The 19,136-nt window shown below is 67.6% G+C and carries 15 protein-coding genes and 3 tRNA genes; 3 read left to right on the forward strand and 15 right to left on the reverse strand.

Features of this window, described 5'->3' with window-relative positions; all coding sequences use genetic code 11:
• Window positions 1–86: 86 nt before the first annotated feature.
• The 6 genes from KF892_05120 to KF892_05145 are packed head-to-tail and all read right to left on the reverse strand — an operon-like array spanning window position 87 to window position 7,701.
• Window positions 87–1,367 (reverse strand): FAD-dependent oxidoreductase, encoded by a 1,281-nt coding sequence (locus KF892_05120; protein MBX3624375.1) that lies wholly within the window; start codon window positions 1,365–1,367, stop codon window positions 87–89.
• Between the two features lie 11 nt (window positions 1,368–1,378).
• On the reverse strand, window positions 1,379–2,782 hold the full coding sequence (locus tag KF892_05125) for a TolC family outer membrane protein (GenBank protein ID MBX3624376.1): 1,404 nt from the start codon (window positions 2,780–2,782) through the stop codon (window positions 1,379–1,381).
• Window positions 2,779–3,219 (reverse strand): thioredoxin TrxC, encoded by a 441-nt coding sequence (gene trxC, locus KF892_05130; GenBank protein ID MBX3624377.1) that lies wholly within the window; start codon window positions 3,217–3,219, stop codon window positions 2,779–2,781. The genes KF892_05125 and trxC overlap by 4 nt, the downstream gene beginning before the upstream one ends.
• 15 nt (window positions 3,220–3,234) lie before the next feature.
• Window positions 3,235–3,444, reverse strand: a complete 210-nt coding sequence (locus tag KF892_05135) for a DUF2892 domain-containing protein (GenBank protein MBX3624378.1) — start codon at window positions 3,442–3,444, stop codon at window positions 3,235–3,237.
• Entirely contained in the window at window positions 3,441–6,683 is a 3,243-nt protein-coding gene (locus KF892_05140) for an efflux RND transporter permease subunit (protein MBX3624379.1), read from the reverse strand. The genes KF892_05135 and KF892_05140 overlap by 4 nt, the downstream gene beginning before the upstream one ends.
• Window positions 6,655–7,701, reverse strand: coding sequence for an efflux RND transporter periplasmic adaptor subunit (locus KF892_05145; GenBank protein MBX3624380.1), 1,047 nt, complete (start codon window positions 7,699–7,701; stop codon window positions 6,655–6,657). The genes KF892_05140 and KF892_05145 overlap by 29 nt, the downstream gene beginning before the upstream one ends.
• A 141-nt stretch (window positions 7,702–7,842) precedes the next feature.
• Between KF892_05145 and KF892_05150 the strand changes: the two genes are divergently transcribed.
• Window positions 7,843–8,214, forward strand: a complete 372-nt coding sequence (locus tag KF892_05150; protein MBX3624381.1) for a helix-turn-helix transcriptional regulator — start codon at window positions 7,843–7,845, stop codon at window positions 8,212–8,214.
• Window positions 8,215–8,281: 67 nt separating this feature from the next.
• Here the strand turns inward: KF892_05150 and KF892_05155 are convergent.
• The 3 genes from KF892_05155 to KF892_05165 form a co-directional block, all read right to left on the reverse strand.
• A tRNA-Leu gene (locus tag KF892_05155) sits at window positions 8,282–8,368 on the reverse strand.
• A gap of 35 nt (window positions 8,369–8,403) precedes the next feature.
• A complete protein-coding gene (locus tag KF892_05160; GenBank protein MBX3624382.1) occupies window positions 8,404–9,114 on the reverse strand; it encodes a general secretion pathway protein GspB in 711 nt (236 codons plus the stop codon).
• 10 nt (window positions 9,115–9,124) lie between these two features.
• A complete protein-coding gene (locus tag KF892_05165) occupies window positions 9,125–10,789 on the reverse strand; it encodes an AAA family ATPase (GenBank protein MBX3624383.1) in 1,665 nt (554 codons plus the stop codon).
• A gap of 73 nt (window positions 10,790–10,862) precedes the next feature.
• Between KF892_05165 and KF892_05170 the strand changes: the two genes are divergently transcribed.
• Entirely contained in the window at window positions 10,863–11,918 is a 1,056-nt protein-coding gene (locus KF892_05170; protein MBX3624384.1) for an MBL fold metallo-hydrolase, read from the forward strand.
• Between the two features lie 3 nt (window positions 11,919–11,921).
• On the opposite strand, the gene KF892_05175 is transcribed toward KF892_05170, so the two are convergent.
• Window positions 11,922–13,232 carry a UDP-N-acetylglucosamine 1-carboxyvinyltransferase gene (locus tag KF892_05175; protein MBX3624385.1) on the reverse strand — a complete coding sequence of 437 codons (1,311 nt, stop codon included), beginning with the start codon at window positions 13,230–13,232 and terminating at the stop codon, window positions 11,922–11,924.
• A gap of 212 nt (window positions 13,233–13,444) precedes the next feature.
• Here KF892_05175 and KF892_05180 point away from each other — a divergent pair, with 212 nt between their 5' ends.
• Complete coding sequence (locus KF892_05180) at window positions 13,445–14,062, forward strand: hypothetical protein (protein ID MBX3624386.1); 618 nt, start codon at window positions 13,445–13,447, stop codon at window positions 14,060–14,062.
• Between the two features lie 75 nt (window positions 14,063–14,137).
• Here the strand turns inward: KF892_05180 and KF892_05185 are convergent.
• The 5 genes from KF892_05185 to clpP form a co-directional block, all read right to left on the reverse strand.
• Window positions 14,138–14,211: transfer RNA gene (locus KF892_05185), tRNA-Cys, on the reverse strand.
• A 69-nt stretch (window positions 14,212–14,280) separates the two neighbouring features.
• A tRNA-Gly gene (locus tag KF892_05190) sits at window positions 14,281–14,356 on the reverse strand.
• A gap of 91 nt (window positions 14,357–14,447) precedes the next feature.
• Window positions 14,448–16,874: an endopeptidase La gene (gene lon, locus KF892_05195; protein ID MBX3624387.1), complete on the reverse strand. Its 2,427-nt coding sequence runs from the start codon at window positions 16,872–16,874 to the stop codon at window positions 14,448–14,450.
• Between the two features lie 103 nt (window positions 16,875–16,977).
• A complete protein-coding gene (gene clpX, locus KF892_05200) occupies window positions 16,978–18,246 on the reverse strand; it encodes an ATP-dependent Clp protease ATP-binding subunit ClpX (protein ID MBX3624388.1) in 1,269 nt (422 codons plus the stop codon).
• Between the two features lie 126 nt (window positions 18,247–18,372).
• Complete coding sequence (gene clpP / locus KF892_05205; protein MBX3624389.1) at window positions 18,373–18,966, reverse strand: ATP-dependent Clp endopeptidase proteolytic subunit ClpP; 594 nt, start codon at window positions 18,964–18,966, stop codon at window positions 18,373–18,375.
• Between the last annotated feature and the right edge of the window lie 170 nt (window positions 18,967–19,136).

A 19,136-nucleotide genomic window follows, 5' to 3' on the forward strand; every position in this document is an offset into this window, starting at 1 on the left:
CGCAGATCCTTGAAACAGTTTTTAACCCATCAGCAACCGGCGTGCCGCACCGCGCCGGCAAAGGCCACACGGCTGCCTGACCGGCGTCAACTCCGGTCGGTGAGCCGCGTGATGCCCAGCGCCTTCAGCACGTATTTCTCGTAGACCGGCTCGGAATTGCCGGTCTTCATCTTGTGCAGGAAGTACTTCTCGAAGGCGATCTTCGCCAGGTGCACCCATTTGCCCTTCTTGAACCAGTTGACGTTGCGCGGCGGGATCTGCGGCAGCGCCACGAAGGCGGCACCGGTGTCACCCATGTCGGCGAGGCAGATCGCATTCCAGGTGCCGCGGGCGTCGGCGGGTTGGCCTTGGATGTCGGCCACGATGTTGTGCACGATGGCGGTGACCATCGACTCGATCATGTAGCCCGTCTTGGGAGCGCCGGTGGGCACGGGCGTCGCTTCGACCGGCGGGATGGCCACGCACACGCCGGCCGAGAAGATGTTCTTGTACTTCTTGCTGCGCTGGTGCTCGTCGATCAGCACGAAGCCGCGCGGGTTGCACAGGCCCTCGACGGCGGCCACCGGGTCCACGCCCTTGAAGGCCGGCAGCATCATGCTGAACTTGAAGGGCAGCTCGTGCTCCTTTTTCACCTGGCCCATGTCGTCGAGCTCGGTCACGAACATCTTGCCGGCCTCGACCTTCGTGACGCGCGCGTTGCAGATCCACTTCACGTCGTGGTTGCGCAGCTCGCTCTCCAGCATGGTCTTCGAATCGCCCACGCCGCCCAGGCCCAGGTGGCCGATGTAGGGCTCGCTGGTGACGTAGGTGATGGGCACCTTGTGGCGCAGGCGGCGCTTCTGCAGGTCGCGGCTGAAGATGAAGGTGAACTCGTAGGCCGGGCCGAAGCAGCTCGCGCCGGGCATCGCGCCAATGATCGCGGGGCCCGGTTCTTCCAGGAACTTGCGGTACTCGCCGAACGTGTGCTCGGCGTGGTCGACGGTGCAGATCGACTGGGTGAAGCCGCCGTCCGGGCCGGCGCCGGGCACTTCTTCGAAGGCCAGGCGCGGGCCGGTCGTGATCACGAGGTAGTCGTAGGCGATGCGGCTGCCGTCCTTCAGCTCCACCGAATTGCCTTCGGCATCGAGGCGCACCACCGGCTGCGCGATGAACTCGATGCCCTTGGCCGCGAGCGCCGGCCCGATGGGCAGCGTGATGGCTTCGCGCTCGCGCCAACCCACCGCGAGCCACGGGTTCGAGGGCACGAACTGGAAGTAGTCGACCGCGTTGATGACGGTCACGCGGTGCTCGCGGCCGAGCGCAGCCTTCAACTCATACGCGGCGGGCATGCCGCCGATGCCGGCGCCGAGAACGACGATGTGGGCCATGAGAGTCTCCTTCAGGGACGAGGGGTGTGTAGCAAGGCGTTGGCGTGCTGCACGGTGGCGTCGTCGAGCTCCCCCGCCAGGGCGGCGAGCTGCAGGCGATGGACGATGAGACGGGTGCGTGCTTCGAGCAGCGCGAGTTCGGCAGCCGAGGCGTCGTTCTCGGCGTTGAGCAGGTCGAGCGTGCTGCGGTCGCCGGCCCGCAGGCCTACGCGCGTGGCGTCGAGGCGGGCGCGGCTGGCGTCGAGCGCGGTGGCGAGCGCCGAGATGCGGCTCCTGCCGACCGCGAGATCGAGCCATGCGGCGCGGGTCTGCTGGGCCACGCGCTGGCGTGCCTGGTCGAGCGAGGCTTGCGCCTTGGTCGTGAGCGCGCGGGCTTCGGTGGCCTGGGCGCTGCGCATGCCGCCGGTGTAGAGCGGAATGGCGAGCTGCACGCCCACCGCACTGTTGCGGGCGGTGCTGCTGGCGGTGCCGAAATCACCATCGCCCGAGAGGCGCTCGCGCGCCACCTGCGCCACCACGTCGACGGTGGGCGAGAAGGCTGCGGCCGACGCACGCGAGCGCGCTTCGGCTGCGCGCAGCGAGGCCTCGGCGAGCTTCAGCCCGAGGTTGTGCCGCTCGGCACGGGCCAGCCAGTCGGGCAGCGCGCCGATGTCGTCGACCGGGGCGCCGCTGGGCAGGGCGAGCGTCTCGGTGGGCTCGTTCAGGCCCGCCATGCCGGTCACGTCGGCCAGGGCGTTGCGGGCGAGTTCGAGCTGGGTCTGGGCGGCTAGGCGCTCGGCGTCGAGCGAGGCAGCGCGTGCGGTGGCCTCGTGTACGTCGGTCACCGGGCGGTCGCCAAGGCGGAAGCGGTCTCGCGCTTCGGTGGCGGCCTTGTCGACGGCGCGCTGCTGGCGCTGCAGCAGCTGCAGCCGCTCGGCGGCCAGCGCCGCGTTGAAGTAGAGCTCGGCGGTGCGCAGCATCAGCTCCTGCCGCGCCTGGGCCCACTCGTGCTGGGCCGCGTCGGCCGCGATGGCGAGCGACTCGGCCTGCGCGCTGCGCTCGCGGTTGTAGACCGGCTGGCGCAGGCCGAGCGCGTAACGCGTGGCGGTGCCGCCCGTGACCGAGGTGTCGAATGCCACGCCGGTGGCCGAGCCGAAGCCGGGGGCCGAGAACTGCGCGCCGCGCACGGCGGTTTCGCCGTTGGCATACGACACGCCGCCTTCGAGCACGACGCTCGGCCGCCACAAGGCCCTCGCCTGCTCGCCGCGCGCCGCGCCGGCCTCGCGTGCAGCGCGGGCGACGGCCGATTCGGGTGCGTGTTGCTCGGCGCGCTGCCAGGCTTGCAGGAGGTCGAGTGACCAGGCGGCAGGTGCAAACAGCACGGCCCCTGCGGCCACAACGACCGCCGATACACGCAGGCGCCGTGCGCCGGTCATGACGCCGCCCCGCTCGCGGCAAGCTGCGACTGCACCCAGCGCTGGATGTCGCCAGCCGACATGGCGCCGCTCTTGCGCGCCACCTCCGCGCCGCGGTGGTAGAGCACCATCGTCGGGATGCTGCGGATGCGGTTGCGCACGCTGGCCTGGGGCGAGGCCTCGGTGTCGACCTTGGCGAAGCGCACCTGCGGCATCTGCGCCGCGGCTTGCTCGAACTGCGGCGCCATCATCCGGCAGGGGCCGCACCACTCGGCCCAGAAGTCGACCACCACCGGCAGCTCGGTGCCGTCGATGAAGGACGGGAAGCGCTCGTCGCTGAGCGCCACGGGTTTCGCCGCCATCAGCTCGGTGCTGCATCGGCCGCAGATCGGGGCATCGGCGAGGCGTTGGTCGGGCACCCGGTTCTTGGTGCCGCAGGCGGGGCAGACGAGTTGCATGGCCGGCTCCTGCGTTCAGCAGCCCGCGGGCACGCCGAGCTTGCGCAAGATGATCTCGAGCGGGCACCAGCGCGTGAACGAGCTTTGCAGCAGGTTCACGCCCACGAAGGCGGTGAACGCCAGCCACCAGGTGCTCACGAAGAGCATGCTGCCGGGCACGCCGAGCGCGAGCGACAAGAGGATGAAACTGCCTGCGAACAGGCGGACGAGTTGCCATGAGCTCATGACGTTGCTCCTTCAGTGGGGATGGAAGACGGCTGCGGCACGCTCTGGTGCCGGTAGGCCACGAAATACAGCAGCGGGATCACGACGAGCGTGAGCACCGTGCTGACGAAGATGCCGAAGATCAGCGAGATGGCGAGCCCGTTGAAGATCGGGTCGTCGAGGATGAAAAACGCGCCCAGCATGGCGGCGAGGCCCGTGAGCAGGATGGGCTGCGCGCGGGTGGCGGCCGAGCGCACCACCGCCTCTTCGAGCGGCATGCCGTGGGCGACCTGCAGCCGGATGAAGTCGACCAGCAGGATGGAGTTGCGCACGATGATCCCGGCCAGCGCGATCATGCCGATCATGCTGGTGGCGGTGAACGGCGCCCCCAGCAGCGCATGGCCCGGCATCACGCCCACGATGGTGAGCGGGATGGGCGCCATGATGATGAGCGGCGTGAGGTACGAGCCGAACTGCGCGACGACCAGCAGGTAGATCAGCACCAGGCCCACCGCATAGGCCGCACCCATGTCGCGGAAGGTCTCGTAGGTGATCTGCCATTCGCCGTCCCACTTGAGGGCGTAGTCGCGCCACGGGTCGGTGGGCTGGCGGATGAAGGTCTCGCCGAGCGTGCCGCCGCCCGGCGTCTTCACCTGTGCGAGTGCACCGCGCATCTTGAACATGCCGTAGAGCGGGCTGTCGACCGCACCGGCCATGTCGCCCACCACGTAGTGCACCGGCAAGCCGTCCTTGTGGTGGATGGGCTGCTCGCGCAGCGTGTCGCTCACCGTCACCAGCTCGCGGATGGGCACCACCTGCCCCGCCGCGCCGCGCACGCCGAGCTGCAAGAGCGCATTGAGGTCGCCGTGGCTTTCGGCCGGCAGCTGGATCATGGCCGCCGCCGGGTACTTGCTCTGGTCGTGCAGGTAGGCGGCGGCCTCGCCGGCCAGGCCCGCGCGCAGCGTGCTCACAATGGCGGCCTGAGGCACGCCCAGCATCGCGGCCTTGCGGCGGTCGACCAGCAGCAGCTTGCGCGGCGCATCGGCGATGCCGGAGTCGTCGACATCCACCACACCGGCGGTCTGCTCGAACACCTTGCGCACCGCCTGCGCCACCTCGCGGCGGCCCTGCGCCTCGGGGCCGTAGACCTCGGCCACGATGGGCGAGAGCACGGGCGGGCCGGGCGGCACTTCCACCACCTTCACGTTGGCGCCGTGGCGCTGGCCGATCTTCTGCAGTGCCGGGCGCAGGCGGGTGGCGATGGCGTGGCTCTGCTCGCTGCGCTGGTGCTTGTCGACGAGGTTGACCTGCAGGTCACCCACCTCGCCGCCCGAGCGCAGGTCGTACTGGCGCACCAGGCCGTTGAAGTTGATGGGCGCGGCGGTGCCGGCATAGGCCTGGTAGTCGGTGACCTCGGGCTGCGCCGCCACGTGCGCACCCAGCTCGCGCAGCACGGCGGCCGTGCGCTCGAGCGGCGTGCCGGCGGGCATGTCGACGATGACCTGGAACTCCGACTTGTTGTCGAAGGGCAGCATCTTGAGCACCACCAGGCCGAGCGCCGGCAGCACGAGCGAGACGGCGATGAGGCCCGCCACCGCGAGGCCGAGCAGCTTGCGGTTGCGGCCACCGCGACGTGCGTCGAGCAGCGGGCGGAAGATGCGGTCGAAGAGCGGCCCGAGCTTGGCGGCCAGCCCCTTGGGCTCTTGATGCGCGTGGCCGGTGTGCTTCATCCACAGCCGGGCGAGCCACGGCGTGACGATGAAGGCGATGGCCAGCGACAGCAGCATGCCCATGCTCGCGTTGATGGGGATGGGGCTCATGTACGGGCCCATGAGGCCGCTCACGAAGGCCATCGGCAGGAGTGCCGCGATCACCGTCAGCGTGGCGAGGATGGTGGGGCCGCCCACCTCGTCGACGGCGCCGGGAATCAGCTCGGCGAGCGTCTTCTCGGGGTGCAGCGCCATGTGGCGGTGGATGTTTTCCACCACCACGATCGCGTCGTCGACCAGGATGCCGATGGAGAAGATCAGCGCGAAGAGCGACACCCGATTGAGCGTGAAGCCCCAGGCCCACGAGGCGAAGAGCGTGACCGTGAGCGTGAGGATCACCGCGCTGCCCACGATGGCGGCCTCGCGCCGGCCGAGCGCCACGAACACGAGCGCCACCACGGAAGCCGTCGCGAACAGCAGCTTCTGGATCAGCTTCATCGCCTTGTCGTTGGCGGTGGCGCCGTAGTTGCGCGTCTCGGCCACCATCACGTTGGCGGGGATCAGCGTGTTGCGTGCCGATTGCACGCGCTCCATCACTGCGTCGGCAACGGCGATCGCGTTTTCGCCGGGCTTCTTGGTGATGGCGATGGTCACGGCGGGGGAGTCGCCCTCCTTCGTGCCGTGCCACACATAGCGCTGCGGTGGCAGCGGGCCGTCGGCCACACGCGCCACGTCTTGCAGGAACACCGGCTTGCCGTTGCGCACGCTCACCACGAGCGAGCCCACGTCGCGCGCATCGCGCAGGAAGGGGCCGGCCTCCAGCGCCACCGAGCGGTCGCCGCCGAGCAGCTCGCCCACCGGCGTGCCGAGGTTGGCCGATTGCAGCGCCTGCCGCAGCTCGGCCACGGTGACACCGGCCCCGGCCATGCGCGCCGGGTCGATCTCGACCCGCACCGCACGCCCCGGCCCGCCGACGGTGGCAACCGTGCGCGTGCCGGGCACGCGCTTGATCTCGGCTTCCAGCGTGTGGGCCACACGCTCGAGGTCCTGGGCGCCGGTGTCGGCGTCTTTCGCGTAGAGCGTGAGCGTGACGATGGGCACGTCGTCGATGCCCTTGGGCTTGACGATGGGCTCGCCCGCGCCCAGGCCACGCGGCAGCCAGTCGGCGTTGGCATGCACGGTGTCGTAGAGGCGCACCAGCGCCTCGGTGCGCGGCACGCCCACCTTGAACTGCACCGTGATCACCGCCAGCCCCGGGCGCGACACGCTCATCACGTGCTCGGTGCCGGCGATCTGCGACAGCACCTGCTCGGCGGGCGTGGCCACCATCTGCTCCACGTCGGCCACCGAGGCCCCGGGGAACGGGATCAGCACGTTGGCCATCGTGACGTTGATCTGCGGCTCTTCCTCGCGCGGCGTGACCATCACCGCGAAGGCACCCAGCAGCAGCGCCACCAGGGCCAGGAGCGGCGTGATCTGCGCCGACTGGAAGAAGCGTGCGATGCGACCCGAGACGTTCACGTCAGCGCCCCTTCGCCGCAGCTTGCGCATCGAGCGCCACACGCTCGCCGGCCTTGAGGCCGGAGAGCACCTCGACTTGACTACCGTTGACCGGCCCCAGGCGCACCTGGCGCAAGAGTGGGCGACCATCGGCACCGATCACGTACACGCCGGCCAGCTCGGCACGGCGCACCACGGCGCTCACCGGCACCGCGATGCGCTGCCCCGCCTCGCCGCGCGCCGGCAGCCAGGCGCGGGCGAACATGCCCGGCGACAAGGCCGTGCCCGGCGGCAACTCGAGTCGCAGCTGCACCGTGTGCGTGGCTGCGTCGACCGCCGGCAGCACCTGCCAGCGCAACGGCGTGATGCGACCGGCCGCGGCGCCCGGCACTTCGGCGAGCGGCGCGGCGCCCGACTCGGGAGCGGCGGTCTGCGGCACCGACGCGGTGACGCGCAGCTGCGCCGGGTCGTACACCGTCACCAGCGCGCGGCCAGGCATGGCCATGTCCCCCAGCACCACCGACACCTCGGAGACGATGCCGTCATACGGCGCCTTTACCGTGTAGAAGCCCGACTCGGTGCGTGCCGCCCCGGCCGAGGCCAACTGCGCGGCGGCCTGCGCCTGCGCCGACTTGTGCTGCGATTCGGCCCGCTCGAGCGCCGCCTGGCTGATGTAGTTCTGCTGGAAGAGCTGCTTCTGCCGCTCGAACTCGCGGGTGGCGGCCTCTTGCGCGGCATGCGCGGCCTGCACCTGCGCGGCGGCGGCAGCGGCCTGCTGCTCGGCGGCGCGCGCGTCCAGCCGCAGCAACACCTGGCCGCCCTTCACCCGCTCGCCCGCCTTCACGTTCACCGCGACCACCGCGCCTGGCACCTGGGCGGCAATGACCGTCTGGCGCACGGCCTCCACCACGCCGTCGTAGGCATTGGCCTGTGCGCCCGAGGCGGCAGCCACCTGGACGGCCACCAACTCGGCCGGAGCCGCCACTGAAGCACTCGCCGCAAAGGCGAAGCCAATCGCCCATGCCAGCGGGCCGGCGAAGAGCGCCGCGCGCGTCGAAATGTGCTTCATGCCTGATGCCGTCATGGTTTGCTCCGGTTCATTTAAATGATAGTATTTGCGCAAATAGTTAAATAGTCAAGTAGCCACACGACAACCGAAGAGGCTTCGATGAGGCATGATTCACCACCCTCCACACTTCTGTGCCCGAGCATGCAAGGTTTGACTCCCGAGGCGCTGGCGCAGGTCGCCGCCTATTTCCAGGCGCTGTCGGAACCGACGCGCCTGCAGATCCTCAATCTGCTTCGCGGCGGCGAACACAACGTCGGCGAGCTGGCCACGGCCTGCGGCTACACCTCGGCCAACATCTCGCGCCACCTGGCGCTGCTGATGAAACACGGCCTGGTGACACGTGAAGGCCGCGGCACCGCGGTCTACTACCGCATCGCCGACGAGTCGGTGTACGCCCTGTGCGACCTGGTCTGCGGCAGCATCGCCCGCCAGTGGGACAAGAGCGCCCAAGACCGCAAGGCCTTCGCGCGCGTCAAGGCGCCGAGCCCGGTCGGGCGCAGCAAGCGGGTGTGAGGCAGAGGGGGATGTGATGCACGCGCGCCCTGCAGCGGGTGTGCAGGGTTCGAAGGCTCTTCGTGCTTGGTGCCGGCGGCGGGACTCGAACCCGCACCTCCATGAGGAGCAGGGATTTTAAGTCCCTTGCGTCTACCGATTTCGCCACGCCGGCTGGCAGATGGCTGCGGATTCTAGGTCGGCCCGCCCTCAGAAACTGACGCTGTAGCGCCGCCCCTTGAACGAGAGCACCGCACTCTTCAGGCGGATCTGCTCCAGCACCAGGTCGTTGGCGACCCTGTCGCCTTCCTTGAACACCTGCCCATTGAGGATGAGCATGCGGCTGGCCGGGTTCTTCGAGTAGCTGGCTCCGCTGACCGAGAGCGTCGGCAGTTGACGGCGGATGTCGTCCGGCAGCTCGGAGATCGACGGCACCGGCGTGTCTTCGTCGCGCGGTGCGGCAGGGGCTGCCGCCACGGGTTTCTCTGCCGGCTTGGGAGCGGGCTTGGGTGCCGCGGCGACTCGTGCGGGCGCCGTCGACACCGGAACGCTCTTGCGTTCAACGGGCGCCGGCTGTGCCGCCACGGGCTCTGGAGCGGGCTGCGGTGCGGCGGCGGGCGGGGTTTCGAGCACGGGGGACGGCGCTGGCAGCACCGGCGCTTGCGCCACGGGCGGCGCGACACGCACCGGCTCGGGCTCCACCGCCGAGCGCCCAAGCACCAGCCAGGCAGCCATGCCCACCAGGGCCAGCGACAAGCCACCCACGGCCCACCACAGCGGCTGCACCGAGCGGCCCGCGGGCTCATCGCCGTCGTCGCCATCGGCCACGCCATGCGCGATCTGCTTGCTGTGCAGGCTGGGCACGGCACCACGCTCCCGCTCCGAATCGGCCCTGCGCAGCGCATCAAGGATGTAAGACATCGGCCGCCTTTCAGTTCGACGCCACGGTGGGCAGCAGCCGGGGCTCGTCGACCCCTGCGACCCGGTTGAGGTGCATCAGCGTGATCGGCCCCACCCGGCCATCGGGTTTGAGGCCATGTGCCAGCTGGAAATTCGCGATGCGCTCCTGCAGCGCGGCATCCAGCGTGCCCGGCGTGTTCGGCAGGGCTTCGCCTTGCGCACGCGCGACCTGTTGCGCCACCCAGTCGACCACCGGGCCGTTCTGGCCCACCGGCACGCGGCCGACGTAGGCCGGTGGCGTGCGCCAGAGGGTGGCGAACTCGCCCCGCCACGACTTGGCCAGCGCCGAGAGCAGCACGGTCTGCGTCGCCCCGCCGGCCCCGCGCAGGGTGGCGCTGTCGGCCCCGAGCGACATCAGCAACACGTAGACGGGCTTGCCCGCGTCGTCGTAGACAGTGAGCACGCCGGGGCGGTCAAGCGCGCGCAGCATGGCCAGGCCCCCGTCGTCGCTCTTGAAGCATTGCAGCTGCTGGCGCGCGGCGGTGCCGCACGGGTCGGCCTCGGCCAGGGGCGTCTTCCAGGCGGCCGCGAGTTCGCGCATGGCCTGGGTTTCGCTGCGCAAGCCGTCGAGCGTGAGCGTGGGAGCAGGCTTCACGGCAGACGCCGCCGCAGCCGGCTGCGATGCCACGGTGGCCGCAACGGCCGCCTTGGCGGGCACGGCGGATGCCGCCGCAGCCGCAGCGGTCTTGCCCGAGCCACCGTCGCGCACCCAGCTCACCACGCCGAAGAGCAGCGCCCCCGCCAGCAGCCCGGCCGCAGCGGCGTAAACCGGCTTGCGGTTGAAGCCGCTCACGGCCGCGGAGAGCGGGCGGTCGGCCTCGCCGAAGACTTCGGCCGAGGCGTGGTCGACCATCTCGCGGTTCACCCGCGAGCGGCCTTCGGCATACGCGCCGAGAAGCGATCGGTCGCACAGCAGGTTGATGCGGCGCGGCACGCCGCGCGACAGCTCGTGGATGCGTTTGCGCGCCGCACGGTCGAACGGCACCATGCCGCTCAGGCCCGCCACGCCGAGGCGGTGGCGGATGTACTGCACCGTCTCGCTCTCGGTGAGCGCCTTGAGGTGATACCGCGCGATCACGCGCTGCGCCAGCTGCTCGAGCTCGGGCCGGGCCAGCATGTCGCGCAACTCGGGCTGGCCGATGAGGATGATCTGCAGCAGCTTGCGTTCGCTGGTCTCGAGGTTGGTCAGGAGGCGCAGCTGCTCCAGCACTTCAGGCGAGAGGTTTTGCGCCTCGTCGATGATGAGCACGTTGTTCTGCCCGACCGCGTGGGTCTTGAGCAGGAACTCGTTGATCGGGTCGAGGTATTCCTTGACGCTCTCGCTGCGCACGCGCTCGGCATCGAGCGGGATGCGGAACTCCTCGCACACCGTGCGCAGGAGTTCGATGACGGTGAGCTTGGGGTTGAAGATGTAGGCGACGTTGCAGCGCTTGGGGATCTGCTCCAGGAAGCAGCGACACACCGTGGTCTTGCCTGCGCCGATCTCGCCAGTCAACAGCACGAAACCACCACCGCCGCGCAGGCCATACAGCAGATGCGCCAGCGCCTCGCGGTGCCGCTCGCTCATGAAGAGGTAGCGGGGGTCGGGGGCGATGGAGAACGGCTCTTGCCGCAGGCCGAAGAATTTGGCGTACATCGTGGCCGCGAGTCTATCGCCCACGATGCCCCCTGGGATGCCTGGGCTATGCTGCCGCGGCGCGCACACCACCATGCCGAAGAACCCGTACTACGACCCGACCAAGCCGCATCACCGGCCCGAGGGCTTCCAGAACCGGCACACCGAGTTCACGCCCAAGACACTGGCGGAGGTCTTGCGATGGCGATTCGATGCGACGCGCCACGGGTTGCCCAAGCCGCCGCGCGAGCCGATTCCGCAGGTGCCGGCCGATGTGGCGTTCTTGACGCGCAACGCGCTCGCGCGCCACCAGATGCAGCCGTCCGTCACCTGGATCGGCCATGCCACGGTGATGGCGCAGATCGGCGGCCTCACCTTGCTCACCGATCCGATCTTCTCGACGCGCGCCTCTCCGGTGTCGTTCGCGGGGCCGAAGCGGCACCAGCCGCCAGGCGTGCCGCTCGAGGCCTTGCCGCGCATCGATCTCGTGCTCGTCTCGCACAACCACTACGACCATCTGGATGGCGCGTCGGTCGACGCCCTGCACCGGCAGGCCGGGGGGCCACCGCTCTTCGTGGTGCCGCTCGGGCTGAAGCCGTGGCTGGCCACGCGGGGCGTGCGGCACGCCGTCGAACTCGACTGGTGGGACGCGCACCGCCTGCGGCACGACGGCCGCGAGGTGGAGGTGATGCTGCTGCCGGCGCACCACTGGTCGGCGCGAGGCCTCGACGACCGGATGGCCACGCTCTGGGGCGGCTTCGCCGTGCTGGCCGACGACTGCCACCTCTTCTATGCCGGCGACACGGCCTATTCGCGCGACTTCACCGACATCCGCGAGCGCCTCGCCGATCGGCAAGGGGCGGGCCAAGGTGGCGGCTTCGACATCGCCCTGCTGCCCATCGGGGCCTATGAGCCGCGCTGGTTCATGGCCGGGCAGCATGTGAACGTGGAGGAGGCGGTGAAGATCCACCTCGACCTCGGTGCCAAGCGCTCGCTCGGCGTGCATTGGGGCACCTTCGCGCTCACCGACGAGCCGCTCGACGAACCCCCACGCGTGCTGAAGGACGTGCGCACGGCGCGTGGTCTCGCTCACGACGCCTTCCACACCATCGCGATCGGCGAAACGCTGCGGCTCGCGCCACGGCGTTGAAGCTCAGGGCTGCTCGGTCCATTCGATGCGTGCCCCGAGGGCACAGAGGTTCTCGACGAAGCGCGGGTGGGCTCGCCGGATCGGCGCCGCATGGCGGATCACCGAGCGGCCCTCGATGCTCGCCGCCACCATCAGCAAGGCAATCGCGACGCGGATGATGTAGGGGCTGTCGACCTGCGCGGGCGTGAGCGGCCGGCCGCCGAAACTGATGGCGCGGTGCGGGTCGGAGAGGAACACATGCGCCCCGAACTTCGACAGTTCCGAAGTCCAACCCATCGCGCCGTCGTAGACCTTGTTCCAGAACATCGCACTGCCCTCGGCGCGCACACCCAGCGCCATGAAGATCGGCAGCAGGTCCACCGGCAGATAGGGCCACGGCGCCGCCTCGATCTTCTGCAGCATGTTTCGGGTGAAGGGTTCGGCCACGCGCAGCCCGTCGTGCACGCGGGCATGAGACCACCCGTCGCGGTGCGTGACATGCACGCCGAACTTCGCGAGGCTGCGGTCGATGAGCGGGAAGTGCTCGGGCCGCGAGTTGCGCACCGTCACCTCCCCGCCGGTGATCGCGCCCAGGGCCAAGAAGGTTGTCACCTCGTGGAAGTCTTCGGCAAACCTGAACTCCGCGCCGCCGAGGGCATCGACACCTTCGATCACCAGGCGTGAGGTGCCGATGCCTTCGATGTGCGCGCCGAGGCAGCACATGAACTCGCAGAACTCTTGCACGTGCGGCTCGCAGGCGGCGTTGGTCAACACCGAGCGGCCGCCGGCGAGTGCGGCGCAGAGCACGAAGTTTTCGGTGGTGGTGACGGAGGCGTAGTCGAGCCAATGCTCCGTGGCGCGCAAGGGGCCGTCGCAGCGCACGACGAAGCCGTCTTCGCCGGGCTCGATGTGGGCGCCGAAGTGGCGCAAGGTCTCCACGTGCGGGTCGATCTCGCGCACGCCGAGCGTGCAGCCTTTCACCTCGTCTTCGATGCGCGCCTCGCCGAAGCGTGCGAGCAGCGGGGGCACCAGCATGATGGACGAGCGCATTTCCAAGGGCAGACGGTGGCGGCGCGCGTCGAACATGCTGTGCCGGTGGTGCAGGCCGACGATGCCCCGCGCCATGTCGGCATGCACCTCGCTGCCGATGGATTCGAAGAACTGCAGGATCTTGCGCACGTCGGTGATGTCGGGCACGCCACGCAGGTGCACCGGCTGGCGCGTGAGCAAGGTCGCGCAGAGGATTGGCAGCACCGCGTTCTTGTTGGCCGACGGTTCGATCCGGCCCGACAGCGGCACGCCGCCATGAACGATGAGGTGGGATGAGGCAGTCACGGTTCTGAGCTCCGGTTGGCGCCGCCCGACTTGGCGGCTTGCACGAGAGCTTCCCGCGGGCGTGGGAAGCCGCGATGAAGCCGCGAGCCCTTGTGTGAAGACTGGGTGAACCGCGGCCTGCGTCGGCGCTCCAAACGCTCAGGGCTCGTTCTCTTGCCGCTACCGGCAAAACACGACACCATCCCAGCCAGTTGCCTTCAGCAGTTCATTCGATGAAAACCACCCTCCTCTTCCCTGCCATCGCCATCGTGTGCAGCACGGCCGCATACGGCGCCACACCGGCCGATGCGGCCAAGGCCGCCGAGAGCTGCGAGGCCGCCGTCACCGAGACCATCAAGGAGATGCGCGGCCGCGATGCGAGCGATGTCCAGTTCCAGAAAGACAAGCGCATGCTGTCGCCCACGACCGGCGAAGAGACCGACGTGAAAGGCGCGGGCCGCTACCGCAACGCGGCCGGCGCGTCGGCGCCTTTCACCTACGGCTGTGCCTACAACAGCAAGACAGGCGCGACCTCGGGCATCGTGTTCCGCGACGCTGGCGGCCTGCGCGCGAGCGAAGGGAAGGAATGGCAACCCGACCTCATGAGCGTGTCGCCCGAAGCGTGTGAAACCGCTGTCGCCGCCACGTTGAAGAGCAAACACCCGCGAGTGGGCCGCATCGCCTTCGGCTCCGACTCGCGCCAGCTGCGCCCCGCCCCCGGCGGCCGCGCCAGCCTGGAAGGCATTGGTGCCGTACAGCGTGCGCCGGGCATGAACCTCGTGCAGTTCAACTACCGCTGCGAATTCGAGCCCGGCAACGGCAAGCTGGTCGCCGTACAGGCATTTGAATGACCGGTTGAGCGCGCACCACGCAAAGCAAAACGCCCCGATGAACGGGGCGTTTTTTCAGGGCTGAGCCGAAGCGTCTGGAGGCGCGGGCCGGAGTCGAACCGACCTACACGGATTTGCAATCCGGTGCATAACCGCTTTGCTACCGCGCCGTTGACTGTTGCCGCCGAAGGCATTGGGCGCCTTGGCAAAAAGGGAAGCCGAAGCTTCCCTTTTGAATTTGGAGCGGGATAAGAGGCTCGAACTCTCGACCTATACCTTGGCAAGGTATCGCTCTACCAACTGAGCTAATCCCGCGTGTTCCGATCAACTCAACTGCTTGAATCAACCGAAGCTGAAAGTATAAATGAAAAAAGCTCCGGCCTGCAAGACCGGAGCAGCTTTCAACTCAATGCTTCAGCGAATCGCCACTCGCAGCCGGCGCGTCCACCTTCTTCACGGCTTCTGCGTCGACCTTCGGCGGCTCTTCTTCCGACAGCGCTTGCGGCGCCGACTCGAGTGCAACCTCGAGGACCTGGTCGATCCACTTCACCGGCACGATCTCGAGATGGTTCTTCACGTTCTCGGGAATGTCCTGAAGGTCCTTGGTGTTCTCTTCCGGGATGAGCACCGTCTTGATGCCACCTCGGTGAGCCGCCAACAGTTTTTCCTTCAGGCCACCGATGGCCGTGACTTCACCACGCAGCGTGATCTCACCCGTCATCGCCACGTCGGCGCGCACCGGAATGCCCGTCAACGCAGACACGAAGGCCGTGGTCATCGCGATGCCGGCACTCGGGCCATCCTTCGGCGTGGCGCCATCAGGCACGTGAATGTGGATGTCGCGCTTCTCGAAGAGCTCGTCCTTGATGCCCAGGCGGCGTGAACGGCTGCGCACGACAGAGCGTGCAGCTTCCACCGACTCCTTCATCACGTCGCCCAGCGAGCCGGTGCGGATGATGTTGCCCTTGCCCGGCATCACGGCGCTTTCGATCGTCAGCAGGTCGCCGCCGACTTCCGTCCACGCCAAACCGACCACCTGGCCGACCTGGTTCGCGTTTTCAGCGCGGCCATAGGAGAACTTGCGAACGCCGAGGAAGTCGTTGAGGTTTTCCTCGGTCACGACCACCTTGCCGGTGTAGGTCTTGAGCTGCAGGCCCTTGACCACCTTGCGGCAGATCTTCGACACCTCGCGCTCGAGCGAACGCACGCCGGCTTCACGGGTGTAGTAGCGAATGATCCCGCGCACCGCCGATTCGGTGACGTCGAGCTCTTCGTCCTTCACGCCGTTGTTCTGGCGCTGCTTGGGCAAGAGATACCGCGTGGCGATGTTGACCTTCTCGTCTTCGGTGTAGCCCGACAGGCGAATCACTTCCATCCGGTCCAGCAGGGCCGGCGGAATGTTCATCGAGTTCGACGTCGCGATGAACATCACGTCGCTCAGGTCGAAGTCGACCTCAACGTAGTGGTCGCTGAAGGTGTGGTTCTGCTCGGGGTCGAGCACTTCCAGCAGCGCCGACGACGGGTCACCACGGAAATCCATGCCCAGCTTGTCGATCTCGTCGAGCAAGAAGAGCGGGTTGCGCGTGCCGACCTTCGAGAGGCTCTGCAACACCTTGCCCGGCATCGAGCCGATGTAGGTGCGGCGGTGGCCGCGGATCTCGGCCTCGTCACGCATGCCGCCGAGCGCCATGCGCACGAACTTGCGGCCGGTGGCGCGCGCCACGCTCTGACCGAGCGAGGTCTTGCCGACGCCTGGAGGGCCGACGAGGCACAGGATCGGCGCCTTGACCTTGTCCACGCGCTGCTGCACCGCGAGGTACTCAAGGATACGGTCCTTGACCTTCTCGAGGCCGTAGTGATCCTCGTTCAGCACTTCCTCGGCATGTGCGAGGTCGTGCTTGATCTTGGTCTTCTTCGTCCAGGGCAGGTTGATCAGCGTGTCGATGTAGTTGCGCACGACGGTCGCTTCGGCCGACATGGGCGACATGAGCTTCAACTTCTTCAGCTCGGCGTCGACCTTCTTGCGCGCATCCTTCGGCATCTTCGCCGCGATGATCTTCTTCTCCAGCTCCTCCATGTCGGCGCCTTCTTCGCCGTCACCGAGTTCCTTCTGGATCGCCTTGACCTGCTCGTTCAGGTAGTACTCGCGCTGGCTCTTCTCCATCTGGCGCTTCACACGCCCACGGATGCGCTTCTCCACCTGGAGGATGTCGACTTCGTGCTCGAGTTGTTCGAGTAGCTTCTCCAGCCGCTTGTCGACGGCGAAGAGGTCGAGCACCGACTGCTTGTTCTCGAGCTTCAGCGGCAGGTGTGCCGCGATCGTGTCGGCCAGGCGACCGGCATCGTCGATGCCCGCGATGGAGGTCAGGATCTCCGGCGGGATCTTCTTGTTGAGCTTGACGTACTGGTCGAACTGCTGCGTCACGGCGCGGCGCAGGGCTTCGATCTCAGGCTTGGTGTCGGTCTCGGGCGGCACCGGCGTCACTTCGGCCATGAAGTGCTCGCCGTTGTCGCTGATGCTGTGGGTGTTGGCGCGCTGGATGCCTTCGACCAGCACCTTCACCGTGCCGTCGGGCAGCTTGAGCATCTGCAGGATGCTGGAGACGCAGCCCACCTCGAACATGTCGTCGGGCTTGGGCTCGTCTTTGCCGGCCGCGCGTTGCGCCACCAGCATGATCTGACGACCCGCTTCCATCGCGGCTTCCAACGCCTTGATGGACTTCGGCCGCCCCACGAACAGCGGGATGACCATGTGGGGGAAGACCACCACATCCCGCAGCGGGAGCAGCGGCATGGTGATGGGCTCAGCAGGCAAAACAGGATGTCCGGACATAGGAACCTCTCTTTCTCAGGCCCACATAAGGCCCGAGGAATCAATTGCAAGACACCTGCCCGATAGGCACAGGCTATTCAGGATCCTCAGTCTCAGAGGGGCGTCAGGCACTGGCTTTGGCCTGTTCTCGGTACACCAACAAGGGCTTGGCGTTTTCTTCGATGGTGTGCTCATCGAGCACCACCTTGGCCACGCCGTCCAGCGTGGGCAACTCGAACATGGTGTCGATCAGGGAGAGCTCCATGATCGAGCGCAGGCCGCGGGCGCCGGTCTTGCGAGCCAGGGCCTTCTTGGAGATCGCGCTCAGCGCGGAGGGGCGGATCTCGAGTTCGACCCCGTCCATGGCAAAGAGCTTCTGGTACTGCTTGACCAGCGCGTTCTTCGGCTCGGTCAGGATCTGCACCAGCGCGTCTTCGGTCAGCTCACCCAGCGTGGCGACCACCGGCAGGCGGCCGACGAGTTCGGGGATCAGGCCGAACTTGATCAGGTCTTCAGGCTCGACCTCGCGGAAGACCTCGGACACACGCTTCTCGCTCTTCGAGTGCACCGTGGCACCGAAGCCGATGCCCGACTTCTCGGAGCGGTTCTGGATGACCTTCTCCAGCCCGTCGAACGCGCCGCCGCAGATGAACAGGATGTTGGTCGTGTCGATCTGCAGGAAATCCTGGTTCGGGTGCTTGCGACCGCCCTGCGGCGGCACCGAGGCCATCGTGCCTTCCACGAGCTTGAGCAGCGCCTGCTGCACGCCCTCGCCCGACACGTCGCGGGTGATGGACGGGTTGTCGGCCTTGCGCGAGATCTTGTCGATCTCGTCGATGTAGACGATGCCGCGCTGGGCCTTGTCGACGTCGTAGTTGCAGTTCTGCAGCAGCTTCTGGATGATGTTTTCGACGTCTTCACCCACGTAGCCGGCTTCGGTCAGCGTGGTGGCGTCGGCAATCACGAAAGGCACGTTGAGCAGGCGGGCCAGCGTCTGCGCGAGCAGCGTCTTGCCCGAGCCCGTGGGGCCGATCAGGAGGATGTTGCTCTTGGCCAGCTCGACCTCGTCTTTCGACGTGGCCATGTGCTTGAGGCGCTTGTAGTGGTTGTAGACCGCGACCGACAGCGTGCGCTTGGCCGTGTCTTGTCCGATCACGTATTGGTCGAGGCTGGCCTTGATGTCGGCCGGCACCGGCAGATCAGACTTGGCGGCTCGAGCTTCCGGCGTATCGGCCGGCACCTCATCGCGGATGATGTCGTTGCACAGCTCGATGCACTCATCGCAGATGAACACCGACGGGCCGGCGATCAGCTTCTTCACCTCATGCTGGCTTTTGCCGCAGAAGGAGCAGTACAAAACTTTCTCGCTGGAGGAGCCTTTTTTTTCGGCCATTTAAGTGGGGCGCACGAGGCGTGGAAGAGGCTGGTTGGGATGATAGAGCAAAAGAAAACGGGGCCTTGGCGGTAAAAAAGGCCCCGTTTCGATTGCAGTTACGGGCCTTGGCCCTGTGTTTGCGCGTCAGCTGGTGGCCGGGCCGGCGCGCTTGTTGAGCACCTGGTCGATCAGGCCGTAATTCTTGGCCTCCTCCGGGTCCATGAAGAAGTCACGCTCCATGTCGGCACGGATCTTCTCGATGGGCTGGCCGGTGCGCTCGGCGTAGATGCGGTTGAGCTGCTCGCGGGTCTTCAGGATCTCGCGTGCGTGGATCTCGATGTCAGTGGCCTGGCCCTGGGCGCCGCCCGAGGGCTGGTGGATCATGACGCGAGCGTTCGGCAGCGCGAAGCGCTTGCCCTTGGCGCCTGCCATCAGCAGGAAGGAGCCCATGCTGGCCGCCATGCCCACGCACATGGTCGACACGTCGGGCTTGATGAACTCCATCGTGTCGAAGATCGACATGCCGGCCGTCACCGAACCGCCGGGCGAATTGATGTAGAAGTGGATGTCCTTGTCGGGGTTTTCGCTCTCGAGGAAGAGCAGCTGGGCCACGACCAGGCTGGCGGTCTGGTCATTCACCGGGCCGACCAGGAACACGATCCGCTCGCGCAGCAGGCGGCTGTAGATGTCGTAGGCCCGCTCGCCGCGGCCCGACTGTTCGATGACCATGGGCACCATGCCCAAACCCAGAGTGTCCAGCGCGCTCATGCGTGTGCGTCCTTCAGAAGTGATGCCTACAGGTTGGGCTTGATTATGTCGCCTCAAGAGAGACACGACAGAAATGCGATCGATGGAAAAACAAAGGGCGCCTCGCCGTGCCGGCTGGCGCCCTCTCCTTCTGGCTGAAA

Source organism: Rhizobacter sp. (assembly GCA_019635355.1).
GTDB lineage: Bacteria > Pseudomonadota > Gammaproteobacteria > Burkholderiales > Burkholderiaceae_C > Rhizobacter.

Excerpts from the sequence above, each read along its gene's own strand:
- KF892_05170 (MBX3624384.1), top strand. The coding sequence starts at position 10,863 with ATGCCGAAGAACCCGTACTACGACCCGACCAAGCCGCATCACCGGCCC.
- lon (MBX3624387.1), bottom strand. The coding sequence starts at position 16,874 with ATGTCCGGACATCCTGTTTTGCCTGCTGAGCCCATCACCATGCCGCTG.
- KF892_05125 (MBX3624376.1), bottom strand. The coding sequence starts at position 2,782 with ATGACCGGCGCACGGCGCCTGCGTGTATCGGCGGTCGTTGTGGCCGCA.
- KF892_05120 (MBX3624375.1), bottom strand. The coding sequence starts at position 1,367 with ATGGCCCACATCGTCGTTCTCGGCGCCGGCATCGGCGGCATGCCCGCC.
- trxC (MBX3624377.1), bottom strand. The coding sequence starts at position 3,219 with ATGCAACTCGTCTGCCCCGCCTGCGGCACCAAGAACCGGGTGCCCGAC.
- KF892_05145 (MBX3624380.1), bottom strand. The coding sequence starts at position 7,701 with ATGAAGCACATTTCGACGCGCGCGGCGCTCTTCGCCGGCCCGCTGGCA.
- KF892_05165 (MBX3624383.1), bottom strand. The coding sequence starts at position 10,789 with ATGTACGCCAAATTCTTCGGCCTGCGGCAAGAGCCGTTCTCCATCGCC.
- KF892_05140 (MBX3624379.1), bottom strand. The coding sequence starts at position 6,683 with ATGCGCAAGCTGCGGCGAAGGGGCGCTGACGTGAACGTCTCGGGTCGC.
- KF892_05135 (MBX3624378.1), bottom strand. The coding sequence starts at position 3,444 with ATGAGCTCATGGCAACTCGTCCGCCTGTTCGCAGGCAGTTTCATCCTC.
- clpP (MBX3624389.1), bottom strand. The coding sequence starts at position 18,966 with ATGGTGCCCATGGTCATCGAACAGTCGGGCCGCGGCGAGCGGGCCTAC.
- KF892_05150 (MBX3624381.1), top strand. The coding sequence starts at position 7,843 with ATGCAAGGTTTGACTCCCGAGGCGCTGGCGCAGGTCGCCGCCTATTTC.
- clpX (MBX3624388.1), bottom strand. The coding sequence starts at position 18,246 with ATGGCCGAAAAAAAAGGCTCCTCCAGCGAGAAAGTTTTGTACTGCTCC.
- KF892_05160 (MBX3624382.1), bottom strand. The coding sequence starts at position 9,114 with ATGTCTTACATCCTTGATGCGCTGCGCAGGGCCGATTCGGAGCGGGAG.
- KF892_05180 (MBX3624386.1), top strand. The coding sequence starts at position 13,445 with ATGAAAACCACCCTCCTCTTCCCTGCCATCGCCATCGTGTGCAGCACG.